Below are 25739 nucleotides of genomic sequence, written 5' to 3'. Positions count from 1 at the left end.
GAGGATGGTGCCATGAACAGCGAAAGCGAAGGCACGCGCTATCGAGCGCTCTTTATCTCGGATGTGCATCTGGGGACGCGGGGGTGTCAGGCCGGCATGCTGCTGGACTTCCTGCGGGCCTATGACGCCGAGACGATCTACCTTGTCGGCGACATCGTCGATGCCTGGCAGTTGAAAAGCGGCTGGTACTGGCCGCAGGCCCACAATGACGTGGTGCAGAAGCTGCTGCGCAAGGCCCGCAAGGGCGCGCGCATGGTCTATATTCCCGGCAATCACGACGAGTTCCTGCGCGATTTCCCCGGGCATCATTTTGGTGGCATCGAAGTGATCGAGCAGACCGTGCATGTCGCCGCCGACGGCAAGCGTTATCTGGTGATGCATGGCGATGCCTTCGACGTGGTGGTGCGCCACGCCAAGTGGCTGGCCTTGCTCGGCGACTGGGCCTATGTCACGGCCCTGGGTGTCAATACCTGGCTGAACGCCATTCGCCGGCGCCTCGGCCTCAGCTATTGGTCGCTGTCCGCCTGGGCCAAGCTCAAGGTGAAGAACGCGGTCAGCTTCATCGGCCATTTCGAGGAGACATTGGCCAAGGAAGCCAAGCGGCTGAATTGCGACGGTGTGATCTGCGGCCACATCCATCACGCGACCCTGCGCGATCTCGACGGGGTCACCTACATCAATTCCGGCGACTGGGTCGAAAGCTGCACGGCGATCGTCGAACATTTCGATGGTCGTTTCGAGTTGGTACGCTGGAGTGAACTCGTCCGTCAGGCCAACAAGCCGCCGGCACTCCAGGGCGAGACGCTGATCCCTCAGCGTGCTGCCTGAGCCGGTCGCGTGAAAATCCTGATCGCCACCGATGCCTGGCGCCCGCAGGTGAACGGCGTCGTCCGGTCCCTGGAACAGACGGCGGCGGCTGCGTCGCGGCAGGGTGTCGAAATCGGGTTCCTGGCGCCGGATCGCTTCTGGTCGGTGCCGATGCCCTCTTATCCGGAAATCCGCCTCGCCATGCCGCCGCTCGGAGCGATTGAGCGTCATATCGAGGCCGAGAAGCCGGATTACGTCCATATCGCCACTGAAGGGCCGATCGGACTGCTCACCCGTCGGGCCTGCCTGAAGAAGGGACGCCCTTTCACCACCAGCTATCACACCCGCTTTCCCGAATATCTCGCCGCGCGCGTCCCCGTGCCCCTCGACTGGAGCTATCGCTGGATCCGGCGTTTCCACAATGCCGGGGCGGGTACGATGGTCTCTACCCCGGCCCTCGAACGCGAATTGGCGGGACGGGGTTTCAAGCGGCTGATGCGCTGGTCTCGCGGGGTCGATGCCGAGTTGTACCAGCCAAGGCCGGTGCGCATCTTCGACCTGCCGGGACCGATCTTCCTCTATGTCGGCCGGGTTGCCGTCGAGAAGAACATCGAGGCTTTCCTCGATCTCGACCTGCCCGGCTCGAAAGTGGTGGTCGGCGGCGGGCCGGCCCTGGAGATGCTGCGCTCGCGCTATCCGGCCGTGCATTTTGCCGGCGTGCTGGAGGGAGAGAACCTGGCGAAGGCCTATGCCTCGGCGGATGTCTTCGTATTTCCGAGCCTGACCGATACGTTCGGCATCGTCCTGCTCGAAGCGATGGCCAGCGGCCTGCCGGTGGCAGCCTTTCCGGTGACAGGGCCGATCGACGTGATCAGCACGGGCAAGACCGGCATCCTCGACAATGACCTTGCCGTTGCGGCGCGGGCCTGTCTCGACCTCAAACCCGGGGACGCCCGGGCGGAAGCATTGAAATATTCCTGGGACGCCTGCGCCCGCCAATTCGTCGACAATGTGGTGGATGCCTGCAACCGGGCAAAGACCACGCCAGCGCCGGCCGGAACGGTCAAGCCAGGCCGTGCCAGTCTGCCGGTGTGATACTGGCGCTGAAAGCCGATGCGAGAGCCAATGATGCGGGCAACACTCGGGATCACACCCGCGACAGCAGCAGACGGATCCCGGCCAGGCCGAAGAACAGCGCCAGAGTAACTTCGATCCAGCGCCGTGCCTTCTGATAAAGGCGGACCATGGGGTGGGCGGAAAAGACCAGGGCGTAACCGCCGAAGGTGATCAGCCCGATCACCGCGCAGCCGGCGATGATCGCCGCGGCTGTATATCCTGGGGCATCCGACTTCAGGCCGAGCGACATGATGGCGATCCAAGCCAGGATCGATTTTGGATTGGTCAGATGCAGCATCAGCCCGCGCCGGTAGAGCCGGCGATAGTCGATCGGGCCTCGTTCTTGCCTGGTCTCGTCCTGACCCGCCTTGAAGGCGGAACGGGCCGATTTGACCGCCAGATAGAGGAGATAGAGCCCGCCGCCGATCTTGATGGTGGTGAGGGCATTGGCATAGGCGGCCAGGAGGGTGGATACGCCGGTGGCTGCCAGCACGGCCCAGATCATCGAGCCCGTCATGATGCCGGATGCCAGCACCAGCGCCGGCAGGCGCCCCCGGCCCATCGCCACGCCCATGATGGCCATGTTGCTCGGCCCCGGACTGGCGACAGCGATGGCATAGAGCGCGTAGACCGCGAGCAGGGCATGGAACTGGTGGAACAGGGCGTCACCCATCGCAAATGTCTCACTGTAGGCCGGGCGTGGGCGCATCGGCCGCAGACTGGCCGAGAATAGCGGGGTCCCGCTTCAGCGCAAGCATGGCTTCGGCAGGGCGGCCGTTGCCGCCACCACGAAAAAGGCCCCGAATTCGGGGCCTTTTCCATTCTCAACCAGGCGGTCGAGGGCGATCGTCTTCCCGCCGGCTCAGGTGAGCTTGCCGGCGGCATGCGCCAGGATCGTATAGACCTTGCCGGAATCGGCGGTGAGGTAGGTCCTGGCCATGTTGCCGCTGCGATCCTCGCGGTCCACTTCGGCGATGAGCTGCTCGAACTCCTGGACATAACGGTCCACCGTCGCCTGGAAGTCCGCGTCGCGGCGATAGCGCCGGCGGATTTCCTCGAAGGCCTGCTGGCCTTGCAGCGTATAGAGCCGGCGCGAGAAGGCGTTGCGTTCGCCGCGGCGATAGCGGTCCCAAACCTCGGCGACAGCGTCATGCTCGACCATCTTGGCGATGTCGACCGACAGCGTGTCGAGGGAGGAAGCCATCACGGCCGGCGTGTTGGCCTGGGGGGCCGGCTCGGGCTCCTCGCGAGAGGCGCGGGCCAGCACTTCCGAGAGCCAGCCGGTGCCGCGACGCTCGCCCCGCGCAGGGGGCGCGGCCACGGCGGTGCCGCGGGCCGGAGCGGTGGGCTTCAGCTCCGGCACCGGCGGAAGCGTACCGGCGCGCGGCATTTCCGGCCTGCGGGCGGGGGCCTCGGCCGTCGCTTCGCTGCGCTCGCGCAGCCGGAGCGGGGCGGGGATCGGCCGGTCGGTCGGCTCAGCGATATCGAGCGAGCGGCTGGAGCGGCTGACGATGTCGGCAAGGTCGTTGAGAGCCTGAATCTGCTCGGCCACAACCCGGCGCATGGTGGCAGTGGAGTCCGACGTTTCCTTCGGAATCTCCAGGAGGCCGCGCTTGAGCTCGGAGCGGGTGGCTTCCAGTTCCTGCTTCACGGTCTGGGTCATGCCGCGCATCTCCTGGGCCACTTCGGCGAAACGCTCGGTGGCGTCGCCGAACAGGCCGGAGATTTCCTGCACTGCCTGCTCATAGGTCGATTTGAGGGCTGTGGAGGTGCGCTCGCGCTCCTTGCCGGTGGTGGCACGGATGAGCTCGAACTGGTCGGCAATCGCCTGCGCCGTGGTGTTGGCGTTGTCGGCGAGCAGGCCACTGGTCTGGCGCGCCTTGCTTTCGGCATTGGCGAGCTTTTCCTCGATCACTTCGGCGAAGGATTTCATCATCGCTTCCATCGCCTCGACCTTGCCGCCCACGGTGGAGACCAGGGCCTCCAGGGTGGCGCGGCGTTCGTCGAGGGCCTGATCGACACGGGTCTGGGTGTCGGTCAGGACCGCCGCAGCGCTGCTGAGGTGATTGCTCTGTTCCTCCAGGCGTTCAGCCATGGTGCCGACATCGCTGATCACATGCGCGGCGAGATCGCGCAGCGTCGTGACCTGATCACCGACGCGATCGGTCGCGCCGCTGGTCTGATCGGCAAGATTCAGCATGGTCGACTGGAAGTCACGCAGGCGGCCTGCCAAGCCGCTCTCGATAGCATCGAGAGCCTTGGTCGAGCTGTCGAGCGACTCCTGCAGGGCGGTGTTGGTGCCGGCGACCCGATCCAGCAACGCCGTGATTTCCTCGCGCAGGCGCGCCTGCAGCGAACCGAGATCGCCGATCGCCTGGCTGGCCTTGGTCTCGATGGACGAGGAGAGGGCCTGAGACGACGCTTCCAGCGCTTCGCTGAGCTCGAAGCGCTTGGTCGAGAGAGCCTCGACCAGATCGCCGCCCTTCTGGCCGATCAGTTCGGCAAGCTGGCCGGCGCGCTCGTCGAGTGCCTTGGCGACCGTCTCGGCGATGTCGCCGAGCTCGCTGGTCATGCTGGTGCTGCGCGTGGACAGCGTCTCGACCAGGAACTGGCCGCGCTCGTCGAGGATCCTGGCGATCTCGCCGGAGCGGGCGCCCAGCAGGCTGGCGAGCGCGCTGGTCTTGTCGCGCAGCTGAGTGCTGACATCGCCCGAGATCTGGTTCAGCGTATCGATCAACTGCTGGCCGCGTTCGCTGAGTAGGCCGGCCATCGCGTTGGCGCGGGTGTCGAGCAGGGCATTGATCTCTTCCGCACGCTCGCCGAGCTTGGCGCTGACATCGCCCGACAGACGGCTAAGCGTCGCATCGACCGAAGCCACGTTCTGCAGGAGGTCGACCGAGACGTTCTGCACCTTCTCGCTGAGCGTGTCGGCGATATGCAGGCCGCGCGAGTCGAGAGCATCCGACAGGTCGGCGAGGCGGCCGAGGACATCCTGCTCGAAGCGGGTGATCCGCGAGTCGAGCGTATGCGCAATGTCGTCGGCACGCGTGCTGAGGGCGCGATCGATTTCGTCGACCTTGCTGGACAGCGCATCCGCGATCGCGGTGGTCTTGCTGTCGAACTGGGCTGCGATCTCCGCCGCCTTGACCGTCAGGTCGTTGCTCATCAGCGAGGAGCGGCTGTCGAGATGGGAGGTCAGGTCCTCGGCACGGGCGCTGAGCGTTTCGGTCAGGTCGGCGCCCTTATTGCCGAGCGCCACGACGATGTCGTCGGCACGGCGGGACAGGGTGTCGGTAAGCGCCGCGCTGCGGCCGTCGATGAGCGAGGTGATCTCGCGGGCCCGGCCGTCGAGCAGGGTGCCGATCGCCTGGGTCCGCTCATCGATGAGCGCACTGATCTGGGTGGCACGGCCACCCAGCAATTCGTCGATGGCGCTGCTGCGGCCATCCAGGAGTTCGCTGATCTGGGAGGCGCGGTTGTCGAGTACGCTGCCGATGGCGGCAGCGCGGCCATCGAGCAGGTCGCTGGCCTCGCGGGCCTTGGCTTCCAGCGTGGCACCGACTTCCTTGCCGCCTTCGCCGAGCAGTTTGGCGAGTTCGAGCGTGCGGGTCGCCAGCGTCTCGTTGAGCGAGCGGGCACGGCTGTCCAGACCCTGGTCGATCCGGGCGAGGCGCCCCTCGATGGTCTGCGCGACGTCGCTGGCCTTGATGGTCAGACGGTTGTCGAGGTCCGACAACTGTGCGTCCAGTGCCGCCAGCTTTTCTTCCAGCGTACGTGCGACCGATGCCGTATGGGTGCCGAAACGGGCATCGAAAGCCTCGAGCTTGCCGCCCAGCAGTTCGGCTGCCTGGGCCGTGTGACCCTGGACCTGGTCTGTGAGACGGGTGCCGTGCAGGCGGATCGAGCTTTCGAAGCCGAGCAGCTTCTGGGCGAGGTCGTCGCTGAGGGCGCGGGAATCGTCACCGATACGGGTGGCGAGCGCCTGGCCGCGGTTGCTGACGATATCGTCGAGCTCGGAGATCTGGCGCTCCAGCGACTGGTTCACTTCACCGATGCGCCGGCTCATGCCGTCTTCGAAGGCCTTGAGCTGGTTGTCCAGCGTGGCGTGGATGGTGGTCGCGCTCGACTGGAACTTGGTCTCGAAGGCGTTGAGCTTGTCGGCAATCGCGCCATGGATGACGTCTGTATTGGCCGCAACCTGCGCCTGCAGCGTGACCAGGCGTTCGTCGAGCGCTTCCTGCAAGGCGGAGGAGTTGTTGAGGAAATGCGTCTCGAAGGCGCCGAAGCGCTGGTCGAGCGAGGAGCGCACCAGAGCCGTGTTGCTGGCGAAGCGCATCTCGAAGGCGGCCAGGCTGTCGTCCAGCGCGGCCTGGGTGTTCTGCACGTCGCCGTTGAAGCGGCTCTGGAAATCGCCGAGGCGGGCGGCGAGATCGGCCTGGTTGGCTTGCAGCGTATCGCTGAAGCTGGCCTGGAAGTCGCTGATCCGGTTCTCGAAATTCGATGCGGCCGTCGAGGCCATCATCTGGAAGCGATGTTCGAAATCGTTCAGGCGGGAATCGAGCAGGGCATGGGCGTCGTTGGCACTGCCGGCGAAGTACTGCTCGAACTGGTTGAGACGATTGTCGATCAGCCCATGCGCATTCTCCGCGCTGGCGCTGAAGCGCTGCTCGAATTCGCCCAGGCGCTTGTCGAGGGCGGATTGAGCACCATTGGCGCTGGAGCCGAAGCGCAGTTCGAACTCGCCCAGGCGCTTGTCGACGGAGGCCTGGACCTGATCCGCGCTGGCGCCGAAACGCTGCTCGAAATCGCTGATGCGCTGCTCGATTGCGGCCTGCGCCTGGTCGGCGCTGGCGCCGAAGCGCTGTTCGAAACCGCCCAGTTCGCGGCTGAGCGTGGCCTGGATGTCGCGTGCGCTTGAGCCGAAACGCTTTTCGAACTCACCCAGATGCTGGTTGAGGGTCGTTTCGATCCCCTGGGCGCCGGAGCCGAAGCGCTGCTCGAACTCGCTCATGCGCTGGGCGAGGGCGGTCTGAATGTCGCTCGCACCCGACATGAAGCGCTGCTCGAACTCGGACATGCGCTCGGCCAGGGTGTTCTGGATGCCACCCGCTTCCGACATGAAGCGCTGCTCGAAATCGCCCAGGCGCTGGCTGAGAGCGGTGTGGATGTTATCGGCTCCCGCCCCGAAGCGCTGTTCGAACTCGCCTAGACGCTGGTGGAGCGTGTTGTGGATATCCTCGGCACCGGCACTGAAGCGCTGTTCGAACTCGCCGAGGCGCTGGCTGAGCGAAGCATGAATGCTGTCTGCGCCCGAGCCGAAACGCTTCTCGAAATCGCCGAGACGCTGACTGAGCGAGGCGTGGATATCTTCGGCGTTGGTGCCGAAGCGCTGCTCGAACTCGCCGAGGCGCTGGCTGAGCGCGTTGTGGGCCTGTTCGGCATTGGTGTTGAAACGCTGTTCGAAGCCCTTGAGCGTGTCGTCGAGGCCCGAACGGTTGTTCTGGATATTCGTGGCGAAGCGCACTTCGAACTCGCCCAGGCGCCGGTCGAGATCGGCATGGGCGAGAGTGGAGAGCGACTTGAAGCGATGCTCGAACTCGGACATGCGGGTGTCGAGCCCGGCATGGATCGCGCCGGCGCTTTCGGCAAAGCGCGTGTCGAAGCCGTTGAGCGTGTCGTCCAGGGCCGAGTGCACCTTCTGGGCATGGTCGAGGCTTCGTGCCTCCAGGCCCGACAGGCGCTCGTCGAGGCGCGCATGCAGATTGTCCGCGATCTCCTGGCTGCGCTTCTCGTGGCTGTCCAGGCGTTCGGCGAGAGCCTTGCCGAAGGCATTCGTCTGGGTTTCGACGGTGTTCTCGAGGCGCGACACGCCGAAATTGATCTGCGAGACGGCAGCGGCGCTGCGCTCTCCGATAACGCGGGTCAGCGTGTCGCCGCCAATGGCGAGAATGCCGGAAGCGTCGCGGGCGGCCGTATTGATGCGCGCGGAAAGCTGCTTGCCTTCCTCTTCCAGCACCGCCTGGAGGCGTTGCGCGGATGCTGCAACCGCAGCCTCGGCATCGGTGCTGCGCTTTTCGATATTGGCCACGATAGCCTGGCCGGTCGCTGCGAGGCGGCGATCGATGTCGCCGCCGCCGACCACGATGGATTCGTGGATGCGCTCGCCGGTCTGGGTCAGGCGGTCGGCAAGATCGCCGCCGCGCGTGGTGATGATCTCGGCAATCTGAGTGGCCGTGCTCTCGATCTTGCCGGCAACGTCCATGCCGCGGTTCTGCAGATCGCCGAGAATGGTATCACCCGTCGAGCGCAGCGTGCTGTTGACGTCGGCGACCGAGTCGATGATCTGCTCGACCATCTTGGCGCCGGTTTCTCGGATCGAATTGACCACCACGTCGGTGCCTTCGGCGAAGGCGTTGCTCAGGCCCGAGCCGGTGCGAACCAATGTGTCGTTCACCGCGGTGCCGCGTTCGACGATGTCGTCGAGGATGCGCTGGCTGCTGGCGGTCAGGGTTTCATTCAGTTCGAGCGCGCGCGAGGACAGCGTGTTGCTGATCTCGTTGGCGCGGGTGGCGAAGTTCTCGTTGACCTGGTTGGACGTAGCGGTCAGGTGCTCGGTGATCTCGGCGACGCGACGGTTGAGCTGTTCCGTGACCTGCTCGGACGAACTCGACAGCGACTTGTTGACGTCCTGAGCAGTGGTGGTCATGCGGTCGATCAGCGAATTGCCGCGATCGGCCATGGCGCCGACCATGTGGTCGCCGACCTTGGCGAGTTCCGAGGTGAGCTGGCTGCCGCGCTCGCCGAAGGAACGCATCACCTGAAGGCCGGCCTCGGAGACTTCCGAGGAAATCCGGCCGGCCACCGAGCCGAGCGCCAGGGTCAGGTCGTCATGGGCGACCACGATGGCCGAGCGCACGCGGTCGGCATTGCCGACGATGGCTTCGCGCTGGGTCGAGAGGTCCTCCACCAGCGAGCGAATGCGCTGCTCGCTCTCCGTATAGGAGCGCTCGAGCATCGAAACTTCGTTGTGCACCATGATCTCGAGTTCGCTGGCACGGGCGAGGGCACGGTCGATGCCGTCACCCATGGCCGCGACCTCGCGACGGATGGCCTGGCCGACGGAGGTGACGGCCTCGGCAGCCGCGCCTTCCGGCTCAGCCAGACGAAGGGCGACCTGCGTCATCGACCGGGTGACGAAACGCATCTCCTGGGCGCGCCAGATCAGCCCCGCGACGGCGAAGAAGAAGAAGGGCGGCAATACGATGGCGAGAATGCCGAGCGCCAGGCCCGGATTGGCCTGATAGGTCGAAGCCTGGAACAGATTGGCGAGATTGAGGTTGCCGAGGACGTTCAGGAGCAGGGCGCCGCCGGCGAGCCAGACGATGGAAAGAGCGAGGGCGGTCCAATAGGGCGTGCGCGAGGGCCGGCGCTGGAGAGCCTGCAGCAACTGGCCGACGCTGGCGCGGTCGTCATTGGCAGGCGAGCGGGGTTCGCGGGCGAGCGGGCGGTCGGCAGCAGGCTTATCTTCGGTACGAGGCGCAGCGGCAGGCGGCTCCTGCGGTTCGGGTTCGACTTCGAAATTGAAGCCCTCGTCGGCCTTGGGGAGCTGCGCGGGTTGCTTGTCGGGCGTTTGTGAAGCAGCCGTGCTCAGATTGAGTGCTTCCTCGATCGCAGACAGGGCGGCATCCGCCGGATCCTGCATCTTCGACTTGTTCGCCATAATCTGCCTCACGCTACTCAATTCAACGCCGCCCGCCTGGGATCCGGACGACCCCAGGCTGAAATCGCTGCACCTGTTTCGGCCCCCATCTCGGTCGAAATGAGGTTCGCATCGGTCCGCTTATGCGAAGTACAATGCTGCCAGCTTGAAATCCTATCCTGCACAGCTGGGAATGGAAACCGCTTCGGCACGCTTTCCAGCAGCATCGTTAACGACTTTTTTACCACGTCGAAATCGTGCGAAAATGAGGCAAATTCGAGGTTTTCCCGGGATTGGGGCCGCATTGGCTAAAAGCCGGACACCCCGCAAGCCCGGTTCGCAAGCGATCCGGGCCGGGGCGGACTGGAACCTTGCCAATGCGCTCTATATAGAACGCTTGTCAGAAAGCTGAGATGGACGATGGTCAAAATCATATTCCGAGATCACACCGGGCAAAGCCGGGAAGTGGAGGCCGAGCCGGGCTCGACGGTGATGGAGGCGGCGATCCGCAACGGCATTCCGGGTATCGTGGCCGAGTGCGGCGGCGCCTGCGCCTGTGCTACCTGCCATGTCTATGTCGACGAGGCCTTCATGCCCCTGGTCGGTGAGCCCGAGCCGATGGAGGAGGACATGCTGGACTTCGCCTTCGACGTGCGCCCGACCTCCAGGCTCTCCTGCCAGATCCGCGTTCGCGACAATCTCGACGGCCTGATCGTCAATACCCCCGAAAAGCAGGCCTGATCCTCGCCATGGCCGCGCATCTTTCCGTTGCCGTGGAGCGCTGGCCGCTCGCCAACGTCTTCACCATCGCCCGCGGATCCAAGACCGAGGCGGTCGTGGTCGTCGTCGAAATCGCACGCGATGGCATGCGGGGACGCGGCGAATGCGTGCCCTATGCGCGCTATGGCGAAACGGTGGAAGGCGTGGTTGCAGCAATCGAGGCCCGGCGCGAGGCGATCGAGGCGGGATTGTCGCGCCCCGCGCTCCAGGACCTCGTTCCGGCCGGTGCCGCCCGCAACGCCATCGACTGCGCGTTGTGGGACTTGGAGGCAAAGCTTGCCGGCAGGCCGGCCTGGCAGATGGCGGGCCTCCCCGAACCGGGCCCGCTGACCACGGCCTATACGATTTCCCTGGGGGAGCCTGAAGCGATGGCCGAAGCGGCTGCCAGGGCGGCGCATCGGCCGCTGCTCAAGATCAAGCTCGGCACGCCCGACGACACCGCCCGTATCGCCGCCGTCCGCCGCCATGCTCCTCAGTCGCAACTGATCATCGACGCCAATGAGGGTTGGCGGGCCGACAATCTCGTAGCCAATCTGCGCGCCTGCGCCGAGGCCGGCGTCACCCTGATCGAACAGCCGCTGCCGGCCGGCGACGACGGAGCCCTCGCGCAGGTGGAGCGGATCGTACCCGTCTGCGCCGATGAATCCCTGCACGACCGGGCATCGCTGCCGGACCTCAAAGGGCGCTATGATGCGATCAACGTCAAACTCGACAAGGCAGGCGGCCTCACCGAAGCGATTGCGCTGGCCGCGCAGGCCCGATCCCTGGGGCTGGACCTGATGATCGGCTGCATGGTGGGGACGTCCCTGGCCATGGCTCCCGCGCTGCTGCTTGCCGGACAGGCCGTCGTCGTCGATCTCGACGGGCCGCTGCTGCTCGCTCGCGACCGGGAACCCGGCCTGCGCTATGACGGCAGCACCGTCTACCCGCCAGAGACCGCGCTCTGGGGCTGAGCGCCGTTCCTGCGCTCGATCGCACCGGCGGCGACCACCAGGCCTGTGCCGATCATGGCGATCAGGGCCATGGCGAAATAGCCATGGGCCGAGAACAGGCCGTAGAGTTCGCCGGACAGTACGGTGCCGAGGGTGAGGCCGATGCCGATGACCGAAGCGACCACCCCCTGGCGTGCGGAGGGGTTGCGCGTGAAGCGGGCGACCCACCCCATGGTGGCCAGATGCACGCAGGCGAAGGAAAAGCCGTGCAGCGCCTGGAGGCCCGCCACGACGAAGCCGTTGCCGGGGGCAAGCCCCAGCAGGACCCAGCGCGCGATGCCGACGGCTCCGCCGAACAGGATCAGCCGGTAGGGACCGAGCCGCCCGGCAATATTGCCCCCGAACAAAAAGACGCTGGTCTCCAGCACCACGCCGATGGCCCACAGCACGCCGATCTGCAGGGATGAAAAGCCCTGGTCCTGCCAGATCAGCGTGCCGAAACTATAGAGGAAGGCGTGGGCGCCCTGCAGGCAGGCGATGCCGGCGACGAAGACGATCAGCAACTGGAGCGGCGGTGAGGTGCCTTCCGACGCAGGACGCATGATAAGTCTCCGGCCGCGGCTGCGGTCGTCCGGCAAGGACAGGCCGGCAAAAACCGTGAGCGCCGCCAGGATCGCCAGGATCGGCGGCACCGTGGTGATCGGCAGATGCTTCAGCACCAGCCCGGCGGTGAGGCCGGAAACGAGCCAGGCGAGCGAGCCCCATTGCCGGATCTGGCCATATTTGTGGCCATGCAGGCTGACACCGCCCAAAACGATGGTATCGAGCAAGGGCGTGGTGGCGGCCACGAAGGCAAAGGCGATGGCGAGATTGACGGCGACTGCGGCGAAGCTCTCGGCGAAAGTGAGGCCGGCATAGCCGAAAGCCGCGCAGCACACCATGAACAGAAAGGTGCGGCGCGGGCCGAGCCGGCCGTCGCCGATCCAGGCAAAGGGCGCCGAGGTCACGCGCATCAGCATGGGGATGGCAAGCAGCAGGCCCATATCGCTGGCATTGAAGCCGCGCTCGACCAGCCAAAGGGGAAAGAAGGGCGTGTAGACGCCGGGGCCGGAGAGCAACAGGGCGTAGGTCACGCTGGCTGCGATCGCAGATTTGCGTGAGACGCTCCAATCCTTGAAGGAAATCAGCGACATCGGGGGAAAACAACCGCGCGGGATTGGCTCCCGGCGGGCGCTTTGGATTATATGGGGTGAGAATCAGGACTACGACGATTCGCTGTTTCTCTTACGCCCGCCTGTGCCAGTTGACGAGGGCCATTTCATGCAATCGCTTTCGCCCGAACCGCTGCTCAGCGAAGAGGATTACGGCGCCATCGAAGCGGCCGTGATGGAGACGGCGCGGGGGCGCTGGTTCCTGGCCGAATATGCTCGCCGAAATCGCAACGCCGACACCGAAGCCGTGCTGGCGGCGATCCGTCGCCTGGAGCGCCTGGTGCATAGCGCGGGCGCCCTGGATGCCCGCGACGAGGTCACGCGCGGCATGGCCGATATCGCGCAAGCGATCGCTGCCGCCCAATCGGCACCGGCGAGCGTAGCGATTGCAGCCAATGCCACATCGGCGCCGATGGAGACTTCGTCCGCCCTTGCCGACCATCGCGCCGGCGCGGAGGCTCAGGTTTTCGGACAGATCGAAGCAGCGAAGATCGACGAGATCGAACCCGCTTTTGAAACCGGGCCGGAGGCAGCAGCCGATGCTCCCCGTCCTGCGATCGCCGAGACCGTGCAGGACACGCCCGGGCTCGAATCCACCACGCCGGTCGAGGCGGACGCCCTTGCACCCGTCGCATCTTCGCCCTCCGAACCGGAACAGCGGGGGGCGGAGGCTGAAACCGAGAGCGCCGATCGGGCTTGGGAAGGCCTCGAACGCGCGGCCACCGAGATCGCGGCCCTGGGCCTGCCGCCGGAGCTGAAGAGCCCGGACGGCATGGAAATTGTACGCACCGAAGGTGCCGACGAGCAGGCTGCGCCGGAGATCGCCGCCACGGCCATCGAGCGACACGGGGCTGTTTCCGCACCCAGTGGCGGTCCGGCGGAACCTGAAGAGCTCTTTCCCATTCTCGAACTCGACGAAGAGGCGACCGAGGCGCTGCTGACGCTGGACGTGCCGCGCCAGGAGTTGATCTTGCCTCCCAACCATCTCGCCACCCAGCGCTGGCACAAGGAATTGGTCGCCGGGGAAGAGACGGCTCAGCATCGACTCGACAAATGGACGGCGATCTCGGGCAAAGGCGGTGGCGGTGCCGATCCCTCGACGACGAATGGCGAGCGAGACAAGGTGCTCGACATGGTGGCCGTTGTGGAGGAAGCGCTCGAGCCCGCGCCTGCTTCCGGGCTGGTAACCTTCATCGATGAGGAGCCGGCGGAGGAGGAACAGTCGATCTTTACCGCTCCCCTCAGGCTCGAGCCGGAGGCGGTCGTGGATACGGACGCTGCGGCTGTCATTGTCCGCAAGCCTGCTGCCGCCGCGAAGGCACGCGACCTCGCACCTCGCCTGACCTTGGGTGAAATCGAAGCCATGCCGTTTGCCAAGAAGGCGGCGCTGTTCAGCTGAAGCGGTTCTTTCACGTGCCGGAGGCACGGCTTTCGGTGCAACCTCTATCGCACGCGAATGATAAGAACTTTTTGTTATTCCAATCTGTTGCGGCTAAAACCTCATCGAAATTATGATGCCAGGGACGCCTTGCCCGTCGTCCAGGCTACGATCTCGATCAGCACTTTGCGCAGGGCCTGATCCAGGGCGCCGGAGGCCTGCTGACCGGTCAGGCCGGGAGCGGGAACCCGGGCGGAAAACAGATTGGCGGCGACGATGCGTCCCGATTTCTGGCTGACCACGCGAGCCGCGACCGTTACCACCGCCACGGGCGAAGCGCCTGCATCGATCTGGAAATCGCGCAGTTCCGTCACCAGCAGCGCGTCCGGCGTGAACTTGTCGTCGGGCCGCCCGACCATGCCGATGCGGTGGGCGTTCTCGAAGGTCTGGATCAGACGCGCCTGCACCAGAAGGGGCAGGCGATCGGCCCATTGGGCAGCGGGTAGGTAGGAGATCTGGCTGTTGGCGCTATGCACCAGGATGCGCTCGCTGTTGATGGCCTGGAGCGCGGTCGGCTCGGCGACCATGATCTGGGCTCGGCTGTTGCCGCGCGCCTCGACGTCGCGGGGGGCGCTGAGGTCATAGGTGGTCGGTGGCGGCGAGCCGGCCAGCGTGGAACAGCCGCCGGCCAGCAGAGCTGCTGTGAGCGTGAGGGCCTTGGCCGAATGGGCGGGCAGGGAGTGGAGGAGGGAACGCATACCGACACCACGCATATCATTTACCCTTGTAATCAGGGATATTCGATTTCGGCCCGAAGATCAGCTGTTGCGGATTGCGCTGAAGCCCGTTGAGAGTCCGCTGCAGATTCTGCAGGGTTTTCTGTCCGTCAACGGCCAATTGCCGATAGTCCCGCAAGCCGGCGCCGGTGAACTGGTCCAGATTTTTGGCCAATGCCGCCGTACGGGCGTCGAGATTGGTGGCGAATTGGCGGATTGCTTTGGCCGCTTCGGTGATCTCGGCGAACATGCCCTGGCCGCCCTGGCCGGATGTCATGTCCGCGATGTTCTTCATGATGCCGTCGAGCTGGTCGGCCGCGCGGTTGAGCTTTCTGGAGATGTCGCCGGCATCGGCGACCACCTGGCGGACCTGGGCGCTGGAATCGCCGAGGGTGGCGGCAAACTTGTTCACATTGGTGACGACGCCGTCGATCTTGGCAGGATCGAGAGCGGTCGCGACCCTGTTGAAACTGTCGAAGGCGGTGGCGAGCTTGGGCGTCATGACCGACAGGTCACCGGAAATCCTGCGGGCATCCTTGACGAAGGCCGTGATTTCATCGGCGCTCTGGCCGAGTGCGCCGGTAAAGGCTGCGACATTGTCGACCACCTTGTTGACCTTCGCGCCGTCGACCGCCGCGGTGATGCGGTTGATATTCTCGAGCCCGGCGTCGAGCTTGGGCGCCATCGCATTGAGCTGGGCCGTCAGCGAGGAGGCATTGGTGGCAAAGGCCTGCAGCGGCTCGCGGCTGTCGGCCAGCGTCTTGCTAAAGGCCGTGATGTTGTCGACGGCAGCCTGCGCCTTGGCAGCGTCGAAGGCCTTGGTGAAGGATGTCAGGTTGTCGGAGGCCTGGGAAACATTGCTGACGATGTGATCGATCTTCTCGGGTGAGACCGCTTTGAGCAAGGCCTGCAGATCGGATGTCATGCCGTTGAGGTTGTCGGCCACGCGCTTGATGCTTTGGGCAGCCTCGCCGGTGCTGTGCAGGAAGTCCGAGACATTGGCGGAATTGTCGGCGAGCGCCTTGGTGAAGGCCTGAACGTTCTGAATGGTCGCCGTGGCATTGGCCTCGTTCTGGGCGATCCAGCCATCCAGGCGATTCATGGTGGAGGCAGCCTGGGTGATGGTGTCGCGCGCGCCGTCGACCAGGTTCTGCAGTTCCGAGCGCTGGGCCTGGATCACGGCATATTGCTGGCCGTCCTTGGGCTTGAGATCCTCGGTGTTCGGCTTGCCGCCATAGAGCTGGATGTTGGCGCCGCCGGTGATGCCCGTAAATTCCAGCCTTGCCGAAGTGTCCACCTTCACGGGGGTCTTGTCCCGCACGCTGATGATCGCGATCACGCCCGAGGGATTGTTGGGATTGATCTCCAGCGTTTCGACCTGGCCAACGCGGATACCGTTGAAGGTGACGCTCGAACCGACGGTAAGGCCCGTGACGGAACCGGCGAAATCCACCTGGAAACGCCGGACGGTCTGGCTCTCGCTGATGCGGGCGAACCAGATCACGAAGCCGAGCGCCGCGGCGACGACCGCAAGGGTAAACAGGCCGATCAAGGCGTTGTGAGCGCGTGTTTCCATGGGTCAAGCATTATCCATGTTCAGCTCGATTTCCATGCTCAGCTCGCTCTCCATGCTCAACTCGTTCTCTTGGCGCCGTTGCTGGCAGTCGCCAGGGCGGCACGGGCACGGGGGCCGTGGAAATAGGCGCGCAGCCAGGGGTGTTCGGAAGCGAGCATGGTCTCCATCGGGCCTTGAGCCAACACGCGTCCCTCGCCGATCGCCACGATGCGATCGCAGATTGCATGGAGGCTGTCGAGGTCGTGCGTCACCATATAGACGGTCAGGCCGAGTGTCTGCCTGAGCGTGGCGATCAATTCGTCGAATTCACCGGCACCGATCGGATCGAGGCCGGAAGTCGGTTCGTCCAGGAAAACCAGATCCGGATCGAGGGCGAGGGCTCGTGCCAGCGCCGCGCGCTTGATCATGCCGCCGGAGAGTTCGGAGGGCCGCTTGTCGGCGGCATCGGGCTTGAGGCCCACCAGCGCGATCTTCAGCATGGCAAGCTCGTCCAGCAGTTTGGGCGAGAGCTTGAGATATTCGCGCATCGGAACCTGGATGTTCTGCTTCACCGTCAAAGAGGAGAACAGGGCGCCTTGCTGGAACAGCACGCCCCAGCGCCGGGCAATGCGCTGCTGTTCGCGCGGCCGCAAGTTGAGATAGTCCATGCCGAAGACGTCGATCTGCCCGGAGTGAAGTGGTGCCAAGCCGATGATGGTACGCATCAGCACCGATTTGCCGGTGCCCGAAGCGCCGACCACACCCAGGATCTCGCCGCGATAGACGTCCAGGCTGAGGCCGTCGAGGATGAAACGGGATCCGAAGTTCACCCTGACGTCGTGGGCGGAGATGATGACTTCGCGGGATTGGTCTGGGGGCGCCATGGTCAGAAACTGATCGATGCGAAGAAGATGGCGAAGATGCCATCGACCACGATGACGATGAACATGGATTTGACCACCGAGGCCGTGGTCTGGCGCCCGAGCGATTCAGCCGATCCCTGCACCTTGAAACCTTCGATGCAGGCCGTGATGCCGATCATCAACGCCATGACGGGCGCCTTGATCAGGCCGACCAGGAATGTGTGCATGGTCATCGAATCCCGCAGATTCTGCAGGAAGGTGGTGGGCGTGATGCCGCCATAGCCCCAGGCCACCAACGCGCCGCCGAACATGCCGGCCATCGCCGCCAGGAAGGTGAGCATCGGCAGCGCGATGATCAAGGCCAGGATACGGGGGATGACCAGAACCTCCATGGGATCGATGCCCATGACGTGCATGGCGTCGATCTCCTCGCGCATCTTCATCGAGCCGAGTTCGGCCGTGATCGCCGAACCGGACCGGCCGGCCACCATGATGGCGGCAAGCAGGAGGCCGACTTCCCGGAACATCAGCACGGCCAGGGTGTACACCACCAGCAGCGTGGCGCCGTAATAGCTCAGCTGCAGGATCATCTGCTGGGCGAGAATGGCACCGACGAGGAAGGAGATCAGCGTGATGATCGGTACGCCCCTCAAGCCGATCAACTCGATCTGGTTCACCACCGCGGCCCAGCGAAAGCGCGTGCGCGCCGTGAGCAGGCGCCCGATCGCGCGCATGGTTTCGCCGAGGAACACGTTCATGTTCACGGCATCATGCACGATCCTGCGCATGGACTGGCCGAGATCGGCCAGGAGTTCGATGAGATGGTGTGCCTCGGGCGGTTGAGGGGGCGAAGTAATGTTCTGGGCCGCGATCTCCGCCAGCAGGATCGCCTGAGCTTCGGTGGCGTTGGTGATCTCGAGCGTGGAGTTGCGCGCGCCGAAGGCCGCCCGGATATTCTCGATGACGACTCCGCCGAGCGTGTCGAGCTGCGAAACGCCGGACAGGTCGAACTCCACCACCGTATTGGCCGGGGCGGCCTTGATCATGATCGCGGAGAGCTTTTCCAGATGGCGCGAATTACGCGCGACCCAGGCGCCTGTTGGCGCCAGCCGAGCGGGACCCGCCTGGGTCAGATCGCTGTTGTCTATGTCCGGCTCGGGCTTCAAGTTGCGGAACGCGCTCTTGCGGGGGAATCACTGGAGGTCATACTAGTCTCTCGGGCATGATGCGCAAAAAGCCCCGTGCTGCTTTTGCCAATATTTCTGTGCAGTCAATAGGATAGCGTGTGAGAGCGCGATCCGGCAACCACTGCGCGCAGGTCTTCAGGAAGGCGCCGTCCCATGCAAATCGAAAAGCCCTATCTGATGTTCGTCGGCGACGTGGCCGACCAGCTCGCCGCCAAGACCGCGGCGGGCATCGTCGACTGGCGCAGGGACTGGTGCGTCGGCCAGTTGCGGCTGCCGGGATGCCGGGCCGATCTGGGGCTGGAGGATCTCGATATTGCCGAGGGTGTCCGGCGCGGCGCCAGGACCCTGGTGATCGGCGTGGTCAATGCCGGCGGCGTCCTGCCGGAGCACTGGATCAGCGTGATCGTCGAAGCCCTGGAAGCCGGGCTCGACGTCGCCTCCGGCCTGCATCGCCGGCTGGAGGAGTTCCCGCAGATTGCCGACGCTGCCCGGCACCATGGCCGGCAGCTCCACGACGTGCGTATCCCGTCCCAGGGTTTCGCCACCGGCAAGGGCACCAAGCGCAGCGGCCTGCGGCTGCTCACCGTCGGCACCGATTGTTCGGTGGGCAAGAAATATACCGCCCTTGCTCTGGAGCGTGAAATGCGGGCCCAGGGCCTCGATGCCGATTTCCGGGCCACCGGCCAGACCGGTATCCTGATTTCTGGCCGCGGCGTCGCCGTGGATGCGGTGGTGGCCGATTTCATTTCCGGCGCCGCCGAATGGCTCAGCCCGGAGGCAGATCCCCATCATTGGGACGTGATTGAAGGGCAGGGCAGCCTGTTCCATCCCTCCTTCGCCGGCGTGACCCTCGGGCTGCTGCATGGCGCCCAGCCCGACGCCTTCGTCGTCTGCCACGAACCGACCCGCAGGACCATGCGCGGTGTGCCGGCAGCCTTGCCGAGCATCCGCGCCGTCATCGACGCCACCGTCGCCAATGGCCGCCTCACCAATCCCGGCATTCGATGTGTCGGCATCGCGGTCAACACCCAGGCTCTGGACGAGGCAGCAGCGAGGGCCTGCCTAGCCGAGATCGGTCAGGCCGAAGCCCTGCCGACGACGGATCCCGTCAGATTCGGCGTGGCCGATATCGTCAAGCGCGTGAGAGAAATATTCGGCTGATTGGGGCCCGCCAGTGCGATGAATTCCAGATAGTCAGGAAGATCTTGTGATGAACTATGTCATTGAACCGCCCTCGCAGCCCGTCGTGGCCGTCGCCGGGGAAACCGGCCTCTTTCCGGTACGCCGCATCTGGTGCGTCGGGCGCAACTATGCCGATCATGCCCGGGAGATGGGAGCCGATCCCACGCGCGAGCCACCCTTCTTCTTTGCCAAGCCGGCGGATGCCGTCAATCCGGGCGGCCTGCTGGCATTTCCGAGCCAGACCTCGGACCTGCACCATGAGATCGAACTGGTGGTCGCCATCGGACGGGGCGGGCGGGACATTCCGGTCGAACGGGCGCTCGAGCATGTCTATGGCTATGCCGTCGGCCTCGACATGACGCGCCGGGACATCCAGGCCGAAGCGAAGAAACTTTCCAGGCCCTGGGAGCTTGCCAAGGGCTTCGACCAATCCTGTCCGATCAGCGCCATCGTGCCGGCCGCGCGCATCGGTCACCCCGACAAGGGCAGGATCGAGGTAACGGTCAACGGCAAGGTGCAGCAGTCCGGCGATCTGTCGCAGATGATCTGGTCGGTGCCGGAGGCGGTTGCCTATCTGTCGCGCTATGTGGCGCTGGCGCCCGGCGATCTCCTGATGACCGGCACGCCGGCCGGGGTCAGTTCGGTGAAGCCCGGCGACGCCCTGCGTGGCTCTTGCGAGGGGATCGGTGAGATCGTCGTGAACTATGAGAGGTAACCGGGCTGCGGCCCAATTTTCAATGAGAACGACGATGCCCTCAAGGAGGGCGATCGGTTCCTTCCTGCCAGGGAGTTGTTCGAAATGCCCTCTCCATCTCTCAACGGATTGCCGGACGTACAAAGGGGCATCCACACCAGACCCCTCTTTGTGATGACCCTGGACGTGGCAAAGCCGATCGGCTTTGGGACGACGCCAAATGGGGATCGGCGTGTCGGCGTCGTCGCCGGCGGCCGTTTCGAAGGCGAGCGGTTGTCCGGCGAGGTGCTCGAGGGCGGCAGCGATTGGCAGATCGCGCGGCCGGACGGCAGCACGACACTGGACGTGCGATTGATTCTCAAGACCGTGGATGGCGCCCTGATCGGCATGTCCTATCGGGGCTTGCGGCACGGACCTCCCGATGTGATGGCGGAGCTGGCGAAAGGCGGTCGGGTCGAGCCGGCGGACTATTATTTCCGCATCACCGGCACCTTCGAAACCGCCTCGGCGAACTATGATTGGCTCAATCGTGTTCTTGCCATTGGTATCGGCGACAGGCAGCCGGGAGGGCCGGTTTACAGTCTTTTCGAGCTGCTCTGACGCGTTGTCGGCGCGTCTTTGCTTCCACCGATGGCAAGCTGCTCCGGCCTGGCGAGGAAGCTACTTCAACGGCAGGTTCACCGCCGTCAGCCATTCGGAAGGTGGCGCACTGCGGGGATCGTTGAGATATTCCTCGAAGCAGGGCGCATCGCCCGGCTGGCGCCCGGAATGCGGCAGCCAGCTATGATAGAGAAAGGCATAGGCCACATCGAGATCGGCATAGGGACCCTTGTGCACCAGCCGAGCCACCGGGCCGCCACCGACCTCACGCCAGACCATGTCCGGGCCGAGCGGGCTGTCTTCCGGCACCGAAAGGCCTGCCTCCGAGCGCAACTCCGCCACGGGCTTGCTGTCTGGATCGTCGTAATAGATGCCGATCAACCGCACGCCCGGGCGCAGCAGGCCGTGGCCGCCTGCCCAGGCAAACAGGCGCTCGAAACTGGCACCGATCTTCTGGTAATCGCCGCGATGGGGCAAGGTCACCAGCCTGAGTCTGGGCACGGTCTCGATGGTGACGTCGTAATGCAGGGCGGAGCGCAACGCGGTCGCACGGGTCATGGCTTGTGATCCTGATTGCTGGGATACCGGGCGCAGATCCCGCCCGGCGCGCCGATAGGCGGCCGGCGGCAAGCCATGGGAGGCCGCAAAAGCGCGGGTGAAGGCCGCCACCGATCCGTAGCCCGCCCGGCTGGCAATGCGTGCCAGGGTATGCTGGGAGCGATTGAGCTCGACGGCAGCGCGATGGAGGCGCAGCCGCCGCACAGCCTCTGCCACTGTTTCTCCCGTGACCGCGACGAAGACGCGGTGGAAGTGGTAGGGCGAGAAGCAGGCAATGTCGCTGAGATCGTCGAGTTCGAGCCTGTCATCGAGATGATCGGCGATGTGGCTCATCACCCGCTCGATGCGAGCGGCATAGGCGAGGCTGGTTTCGTGGCGGCTCATGACCTGTCTCCGGTGGCTTCACCCTAGCTGCGCTGATTTGATCATGATTGCGGAGTTGACGAGGGCATGCGCTTCGTTGACTTTGGTCAGCCTTGCTGCCCTAGAGCAAAGCGCGTTTGGACGGAAACGCCGCATTGCTCTCACTCTTTGATTGGACGCGTCTTTGCGATTCTTGGCGATTCCGCCAAATCGCAAAACGCTTTAGAAGCTGCGCTGTGAACCACCCATCGGACAGATCATGACTGAGATTATCAAGACCGACGTGCTCATCGTCGGCGCCGGGCCCGTTGGCCTGTTCTCCGTATTCGAACTCGGTCTGCTCGATATAAGGGTGCATGTGGTCGACATTCTCGACAAGATCGGCGGACAATGCGCCGAGCTCTATCCGGAAAAGCCGATCTACGACATTCCGGGCTTCCCGATCGTCACGGGGCAGGAACTGGTCGACAATCTTCTCAAGCAGATCGAACCTTTCTCGCCCGTTTTCCATTTGTCGCGCATGATCTCGACGATCGAGCGTATCGGCGATCCCCTGTTCCGCGTCACCACCGACGCCGGCGACGTCTTCGAGACCAAGACCGTGGTGATCGCTGCCGGTGGCGGCTCCTTCCAGCCTAAGAAGCCGCCGATCGACGGCATCGAGGTTTATGAGGGCAAGTCGGTCTCCTATGCCGTCAGGCAGATGGAGGCTTTCCGCGACCGCTCCGTCCTCATCGTCGGCGGCGGCGATTCCGCTCTCGACTGGACGCTCAACCTGCAGCCGATTGCCAAGCGGGTAACCCTGATGCACCGCCGCGATGCCTTCCGGGCCGCGCCGCATTCGGTGGAGAAGATGCGGGCCTTGGTGGCAGAGGGGGCGATGGACCTGAAGTTTGGGCAGGTGGTCGGCCTGGAAGGGGTGGACGGCCAGCTCACCGGCGCCGTGATCAAGGAGGATGCCGACACGGTCTACACCTTGCCGGTCGACCACATGCTGCCCTTCTTCGGTCTGACCATGAAGCTCGGGCCGGTGTCGAGTTGGGGGCTCGATCTGCATAATGACGAATTGGTGCTGGTCTCCACCGAGACCTTCGAGACGTCGCAGCCGGGTATCTTCGCCATCGGCGACATCAACTGGTATCCCGGCAAGCTCAAGCTGATCCTCTCGGGCTTTCATGAAGGCGCGCTGATGGCGCAGAAGGCCTTCCGCTACATCTATCCCGAGAAGCGCCTGACCTTCCAATACACGACCTCGTCCTCCTCCCTGCAAAAGAAACTCGGAGTGCTCTGAACTTTTCGGCATCCTAAGCGTTTGCAATTCGTCAGGGGGCCCTATATCGATTAGGTACAGCCGTCCACGGATGGTTGGGGCGTGCTCTTTCAACTGAGGCGTGACGCCATAACGTCTATTCTGTTCTGCGCGTCAGCTCGGCCAACGGGAGTAGACAAGATGTTCAAGTCGATCGTCGTTCCTGTCGATATCGCAGATCTGAAACTGGCCAGACTCGCCATCGACAGCGCAGTGAAACTTGCCGATACCGCCGGCGCGACGCTGACCCTGGTCCATGTCGTGCCCATCATGCCCCTGATGATGCTGGATACGGTGCCCGTGAGCTTCGAAGGCGAAGTCGCCGAGAAGGCGAAGGGATCGCTTGCCGATCTCGCCCGCACGGTGCTGCTCCCGGGTGGCCAGGTGCAGAGCGTGGTGCGGATCGGCGGCATCTATCATGAAGTGCTGGCAATTGCCGAGGAGCAGCGCGCCGATCTCGTGGTGGTCGGCTCGCATCAACCGAGCGTCGCGACCTATCTGCTCGGCTGCAATGCGAGCGCCATCGTTCGCCATGCCGGCTGTTCGGTGCTGGTCATTCGCGAGGAGAAGCCGCACGCCGAGGATAGCACCGACGACGTGCCGCCGCATTTCGCCTCGGTCGACGATGCCATGCGGGCGGCCTGGGAGGCCGACAAGCTGCATTGAACTCCAAGGCGGCGTCGTTTCCCGAAAGACACGGTGCTCCGCCTGAAAAGCGCAAAGAGGCCGGATTCGTCCCGGCCTGCGGGCTTTCAGGCCTCCTTTCAAGGTGTTGAGGTCTGAAGCCTGAATAGGGCAGTGCGACCCCTCATCCGCCTACCGGCACCTTCTCCCGCAAGGGGAGAAGGAGATCATTTTGGAAGGCGCGCTACGCTCACCAATCGCCTTCTCCCCTTGCGGGAGAAGGTGCCCCGAAGGGGTGGATGAGGGGTCGCACTGCCCCTATCCCAGCCTATTCGAAAGACCTTGAAAAAGTGGCTCTCAGGCGCCGCAGGCGGCCATGGCGTCGTCGAGCGTCTTGGAGGCGTCTTCGGTCGGGATGGCTTCCGACCGGCCGACCGCCTCGCCGGCCTTGTCAAGCACGGCGACGGTGAGATTGCCGCTCCTGCGCAAATCCCGGACATCCTTGGCGGCGAGCAGGGCGGCAACGCTTTGTTCGCCGTTACCGGCCGCTTCCACGCTGTCGATCGCAATCTGACGCCCTGCAATCCTGAGCGATCGCGCCGAGACGGCGGCAGCCCGCATGCGCTCGAGGTCGAGCGGCGCCAGGGCCTTGAAGGAAAGTTCCAGGCGCGCTGTCTTGCTGTCGCGGCAGGCGAGGGCGACACGGAACTTCTCGCTGGCGAATTCCGCGGTTGCCGGCAGTCCCGTCGTCTGGATGAGGGTCCAGCGGCCATGACTGGTCGGCAGAGTGCCCGGGGCGGTCTTAAGCCCCACACTCGGCTTGGCAATGGCGGCCATCGGCTGTTCGCTTCCCGTCTTGCCAAGTAGACTCGATGCCAGGACAGGCTCATCGGAGGCGGGCAGCAGGGCGGTGGCGACCCCGACAGGGATCCATTGGCTTTCGGGCAGGACGTCGAGGCTGTTGAAGGGAGTGCGCAGCGTGGTGGTGAAGAATGCCTCGTTCACCCCCATGGTCTTGACGAAATCATAGACGCTGACGACCTCGCGGCCGTAGTCGCGCACGATCTGGCCCATTTCGCGGGCATCGAAGCTCTCGCCATCGGTAAATTGCGGCGAGAACTGATGCACGCCGACTTTTGAGCCCGGCACGACGAAACGCGCGGTGCCGCCCAGCATCACCATGGTGCAGGCCGAAAAGCAGCCGGCCTGATCGAAGACAGGCTGGCCGCGCTGAAGTCGGGCCTGGCCGATCACGGTCGTCCATCCGGCTTTGCGGATGCGCCGCCCCATGATCAGGGCGGGCTGCACCTTGCCGCCGACTGACTCGAAAGCGATGATGACCTTCGGCGCATCGCCCGGCGGCACTTGCCCGTCCACCGGTTCCCCGGGCAGGACACCGCTCAGGCGGTTCTGCGAGAGGAAGACGGCAAAGTTTCGCGAGGTTTCGTCGACGATCTGGCCCGAGGCATTGATCACCACGCATCCCGGGCAGGATTTGCCGGAAGCAACGATGCTGAACTGCATGGGCTGAGAATCATCGCCCGCTCGGGCTGTACCGGACGCTGCGAGCAGCGCGAGAACCGCGAGGCTGGCCTGTTGGCGCGGCCGTGGCATGAATTGTTTCGCAATGGCGGTTGCCTGGCGCAAATCCACGGCCTCTCCGATCCCGTACACAACACTTGGGTGGCAGCCTTCATGGCCGCAAGCGCTGCTTCGTTGCAAGGATGAAATCGGCGAAATTGCCCTGAATCATGAGACGGTTGGGAGGCGTGACAATCCTGCCACAGCCATCGGTTCCAAAAAATTGCGTAGGGCACCGGTTGTGCTTTTTCGCGCGTTCGATGTGTTAACAAAAGGTGATACTCTACCAAGCTGTACAAGACCGGTCGGGCCATGATGATGCGACGTTATGTTTGGGGTCTTTTTCTCCTCACCGGCCTGCTCCTGGGAGGCGATGCTCTGGCGGCCCAGAAGGCGGCGCTGGTGATCGGCAACAGTGCCTATCGGTCGGTGACGCCTCTGGTGAACCCGGCCAACGATGCCAACGACATGGCGGCGGCGCTGGGGCGGATCGGCTATGCGGTGACGCTGGTCAAGGACGGCGA

The 25739-nt window shown here is 64.5% G+C and carries 20 protein-coding genes; 11 read left to right on the top strand and 9 right to left on the bottom strand.

Annotation, left to right across the window (positions count from 1 at the left end; all coding sequences use genetic code 11):
- Positions 1 to 12 precede the first annotated feature (12 nt).
- Positions 13 to 828 carry a UDP-2,3-diacylglucosamine diphosphatase gene (locus J8I29_RS26295; protein ID WP_105862858.1) on the top strand — a complete coding sequence of 272 codons (816 nt, stop codon included), beginning with the start codon at positions 13 to 15 and terminating at the stop codon, positions 826 to 828.
- 9 nt (positions 829 to 837) lie between these two features.
- Positions 838 to 1902 carry a glycosyltransferase family 1 protein gene (locus J8I29_RS26290; RefSeq protein ID WP_209433923.1) on the top strand — a complete coding sequence of 355 codons (1065 nt, stop codon included), beginning with the start codon at positions 838 to 840 and terminating at the stop codon, positions 1900 to 1902.
- A 52-nt stretch (positions 1903 to 1954) separates the two neighbouring features.
- Here J8I29_RS26290 and J8I29_RS26285 read toward each other — a convergent pair whose 3' ends face one another.
- On the bottom strand, positions 1955 to 2596 hold the full coding sequence (locus J8I29_RS26285; protein WP_209433922.1) for a LysE family translocator: 642 nt from the start codon (positions 2594 to 2596) through the stop codon (positions 1955 to 1957).
- Between the two features lie 189 nt (positions 2597 to 2785).
- Entirely contained in the window at positions 2786 to 9643 is a 6858-nt protein-coding gene (locus J8I29_RS26280) for a hypothetical protein (protein ID WP_209433921.1), read from the bottom strand.
- A 399-nt stretch (positions 9644 to 10042) separates the two neighbouring features.
- Between J8I29_RS26280 and J8I29_RS26275 the strand changes: the two genes are divergently transcribed.
- Complete coding sequence (locus J8I29_RS26275) at positions 10043 to 10363, top strand: 2Fe-2S iron-sulfur cluster-binding protein (RefSeq protein ID WP_209433920.1); 321 nt, start codon at positions 10043 to 10045, stop codon at positions 10361 to 10363.
- 8 nt (positions 10364 to 10371) lie between these two features.
- Positions 10372 to 11355: an N-acetyl-D-Glu racemase DgcA gene (dgcA, locus tag J8I29_RS26270; protein ID WP_209433919.1), complete on the top strand. Its 984-nt coding sequence runs from the start codon at positions 10372 to 10374 to the stop codon at positions 11353 to 11355.
- Here the strand turns inward: dgcA and J8I29_RS26265 are convergent.
- Positions 11325 to 12527 carry an MFS transporter gene (locus J8I29_RS26265; RefSeq protein WP_209433918.1) on the bottom strand — a complete coding sequence of 401 codons (1203 nt, stop codon included), beginning with the start codon at positions 12525 to 12527 and terminating at the stop codon, positions 11325 to 11327. The genes dgcA and J8I29_RS26265 overlap by 31 nt on opposite strands.
- A gap of 127 nt (positions 12528 to 12654) precedes the next feature.
- Between J8I29_RS26265 and J8I29_RS26260 the strand changes: the two genes are divergently transcribed.
- Positions 12655 to 13944 carry a hypothetical protein gene (locus J8I29_RS26260; protein ID WP_209433917.1) on the top strand — a complete coding sequence of 430 codons (1290 nt, stop codon included), beginning with the start codon at positions 12655 to 12657 and terminating at the stop codon, positions 13942 to 13944.
- Between the two features lie 110 nt (positions 13945 to 14054).
- On the opposite strand, the gene J8I29_RS26255 is transcribed toward J8I29_RS26260, so the two are convergent.
- From J8I29_RS26255 to J8I29_RS26240, 4 genes are read right to left on the bottom strand one after another with little or no spacing between them, the layout of a single operon-like run.
- Positions 14055 to 14681, bottom strand: coding sequence for an ABC-type transport auxiliary lipoprotein family protein (locus J8I29_RS26255; protein WP_105863225.1), 627 nt, complete (start codon positions 14679 to 14681; stop codon positions 14055 to 14057).
- 16 nt (positions 14682 to 14697) lie between these two features.
- The gene (locus tag J8I29_RS26250; protein ID WP_209433916.1) at positions 14698 to 16275 is read right to left on the bottom strand and encodes an MCE family protein; all 1578 of its coding nucleotides are present in this window, start codon (positions 16273 to 16275) and stop codon (positions 14698 to 14700) included.
- 56 nt (positions 16276 to 16331) lie between these two features.
- Positions 16332 to 17138, bottom strand: a complete 807-nt coding sequence (locus J8I29_RS26245; protein ID WP_105862868.1) for an ATP-binding cassette domain-containing protein — start codon at positions 17136 to 17138, stop codon at positions 16332 to 16334.
- A gap of 2 nt (positions 17139 to 17140) precedes the next feature.
- Positions 17141 to 18163: an ABC transporter permease gene (locus J8I29_RS26240; protein WP_105863226.1), complete on the bottom strand. Its 1023-nt coding sequence runs from the start codon at positions 18161 to 18163 to the stop codon at positions 17141 to 17143.
- A 294-nt stretch (positions 18164 to 18457) separates the two neighbouring features.
- Between J8I29_RS26240 and dgcN the strand changes: the two genes are divergently transcribed.
- The 3 genes from dgcN (at position 18458) to J8I29_RS26225 (ending at position 20780) form a co-directional block, all read left to right on the top strand.
- Positions 18458 to 19465, top strand: a complete 1008-nt coding sequence (gene dgcN, locus J8I29_RS26235) for an N-acetyltransferase DgcN (protein ID WP_209433915.1) — start codon at positions 18458 to 18460, stop codon at positions 19463 to 19465.
- Between the two features lie 49 nt (positions 19466 to 19514).
- Positions 19515 to 20201 (top strand): fumarylacetoacetate hydrolase family protein, encoded by a 687-nt coding sequence (locus J8I29_RS26230; RefSeq protein WP_209433914.1) that lies wholly within the window; start codon positions 19515 to 19517, stop codon positions 20199 to 20201.
- An 84-nt stretch (positions 20202 to 20285) separates the two neighbouring features.
- Positions 20286 to 20780: a DUF3237 domain-containing protein gene (locus J8I29_RS26225; RefSeq protein WP_209433913.1), complete on the top strand. Its 495-nt coding sequence runs from the start codon at positions 20286 to 20288 to the stop codon at positions 20778 to 20780.
- A 60-nt stretch (positions 20781 to 20840) separates the two neighbouring features.
- Here J8I29_RS26225 and J8I29_RS26220 read toward each other — a convergent pair whose 3' ends face one another.
- Positions 20841 to 21722: an AraC family transcriptional regulator gene (locus tag J8I29_RS26220; protein WP_209433912.1), complete on the bottom strand. Its 882-nt coding sequence runs from the start codon at positions 21720 to 21722 to the stop codon at positions 20841 to 20843.
- 238 nt (positions 21723 to 21960) lie between these two features.
- On the opposite strand from J8I29_RS26220, the gene J8I29_RS26215 reads away from it, so the two are divergent.
- Positions 21961 to 22992, top strand: a complete 1032-nt coding sequence (locus J8I29_RS26215) for an NAD(P)/FAD-dependent oxidoreductase (RefSeq protein WP_209433911.1) — start codon at positions 21961 to 21963, stop codon at positions 22990 to 22992.
- Positions 22993 to 23151: 159 nt separating this feature from the next.
- On the top strand, positions 23152 to 23676 hold the full coding sequence (locus J8I29_RS26210; RefSeq protein ID WP_105862873.1) for a universal stress protein: 525 nt from the start codon (positions 23152 to 23154) through the stop codon (positions 23674 to 23676).
- A gap of 315 nt (positions 23677 to 23991) precedes the next feature.
- Here the strand turns inward: J8I29_RS26210 and J8I29_RS26205 are convergent, their stop codons facing one another.
- Positions 23992 to 25158 (bottom strand): hypothetical protein, encoded by a 1167-nt coding sequence (locus tag J8I29_RS26205; RefSeq protein ID WP_209433910.1) that lies wholly within the window; start codon positions 25156 to 25158, stop codon positions 23992 to 23994.
- A 369-nt stretch (positions 25159 to 25527) separates the two neighbouring features.
- On the opposite strand from J8I29_RS26205, the gene J8I29_RS26200 reads away from it, so the two are divergent.
- Positions 25528 to 25739 (top strand): caspase family protein (locus J8I29_RS26200; RefSeq protein WP_245197389.1); only part of this gene is annotated, 212 nt, incomplete at its 3' end.

The organism is Labrys sp. LIt4 (assembly GCF_017813775.1).
Lineage (GTDB): Bacteria > Pseudomonadota > Alphaproteobacteria > Rhizobiales > Labraceae > Labrys > Labrys okinawensis_A.
This window is presented reverse-complemented; position numbering and strand designations above follow the sequence as displayed.

Coding starts and splice junctions, on each gene's coding strand:
- J8I29_RS26295 (WP_105862858.1), top strand. CDS start 13: ATGAACAGCGAAAGCGAAGGCACGCGCTATCGAGCGCTCTTTATCTCG.
- J8I29_RS26285 (WP_209433922.1), bottom strand. CDS start 2,596: ATGGGTGACGCCCTGTTCCACCAGTTCCATGCCCTGCTCGCGGTCTAC.
- J8I29_RS26280 (WP_209433921.1), bottom strand. CDS start 9,643: ATGGCGAACAAGTCGAAGATGCAGGATCCGGCGGATGCCGCCCTGTCT.
- J8I29_RS26275 (WP_209433920.1), top strand. CDS start 10,043: ATGGTCAAAATCATATTCCGAGATCACACCGGGCAAAGCCGGGAAGTG.
- dgcA (WP_209433919.1), top strand. CDS start 10,372: ATGGCCGCGCATCTTTCCGTTGCCGTGGAGCGCTGGCCGCTCGCCAAC.
- J8I29_RS26265 (WP_209433918.1), bottom strand. CDS start 12,527: ATGTCGCTGATTTCCTTCAAGGATTGGAGCGTCTCACGCAAATCTGCG.
- J8I29_RS26260 (WP_209433917.1), top strand. CDS start 12,655: ATGCAATCGCTTTCGCCCGAACCGCTGCTCAGCGAAGAGGATTACGGC.
- J8I29_RS26255 (WP_105863225.1), bottom strand. CDS start 14,681: ATGCGTTCCCTCCTCCACTCCCTGCCCGCCCATTCGGCCAAGGCCCTC.
- J8I29_RS26250 (WP_209433916.1), bottom strand. CDS start 16,275: ATGGAAACACGCGCTCACAACGCCTTGATCGGCCTGTTTACCCTTGCG.
- J8I29_RS26245 (WP_105862868.1), bottom strand. CDS start 17,138: ATGGCGCCCCCAGACCAATCCCGCGAAGTCATCATCTCCGCCCACGAC.
- J8I29_RS26240 (WP_105863226.1), bottom strand. CDS start 18,163: ATGATCAAGGCCGCCCCGGCCAATACGGTGGTGGAGTTCGACCTGTCC.
- dgcN (WP_209433915.1), top strand. CDS start 18,458: ATGCAAATCGAAAAGCCCTATCTGATGTTCGTCGGCGACGTGGCCGAC.
- J8I29_RS26230 (WP_209433914.1), top strand. CDS start 19,515: ATGAACTATGTCATTGAACCGCCCTCGCAGCCCGTCGTGGCCGTCGCC.
- J8I29_RS26225 (WP_209433913.1), top strand. CDS start 20,286: ATGCCCTCTCCATCTCTCAACGGATTGCCGGACGTACAAAGGGGCATC.
- J8I29_RS26220 (WP_209433912.1), bottom strand. CDS start 21,722: ATGAGCCGCCACGAAACCAGCCTCGCCTATGCCGCTCGCATCGAGCGG.
- J8I29_RS26215 (WP_209433911.1), top strand. CDS start 21,961: ATGACTGAGATTATCAAGACCGACGTGCTCATCGTCGGCGCCGGGCCC.
- J8I29_RS26210 (WP_105862873.1), top strand. CDS start 23,152: ATGTTCAAGTCGATCGTCGTTCCTGTCGATATCGCAGATCTGAAACTG.
- J8I29_RS26205 (WP_209433910.1), bottom strand. CDS start 25,158: ATGCAGTTCAGCATCGTTGCTTCCGGCAAATCCTGCCCGGGATGCGTG.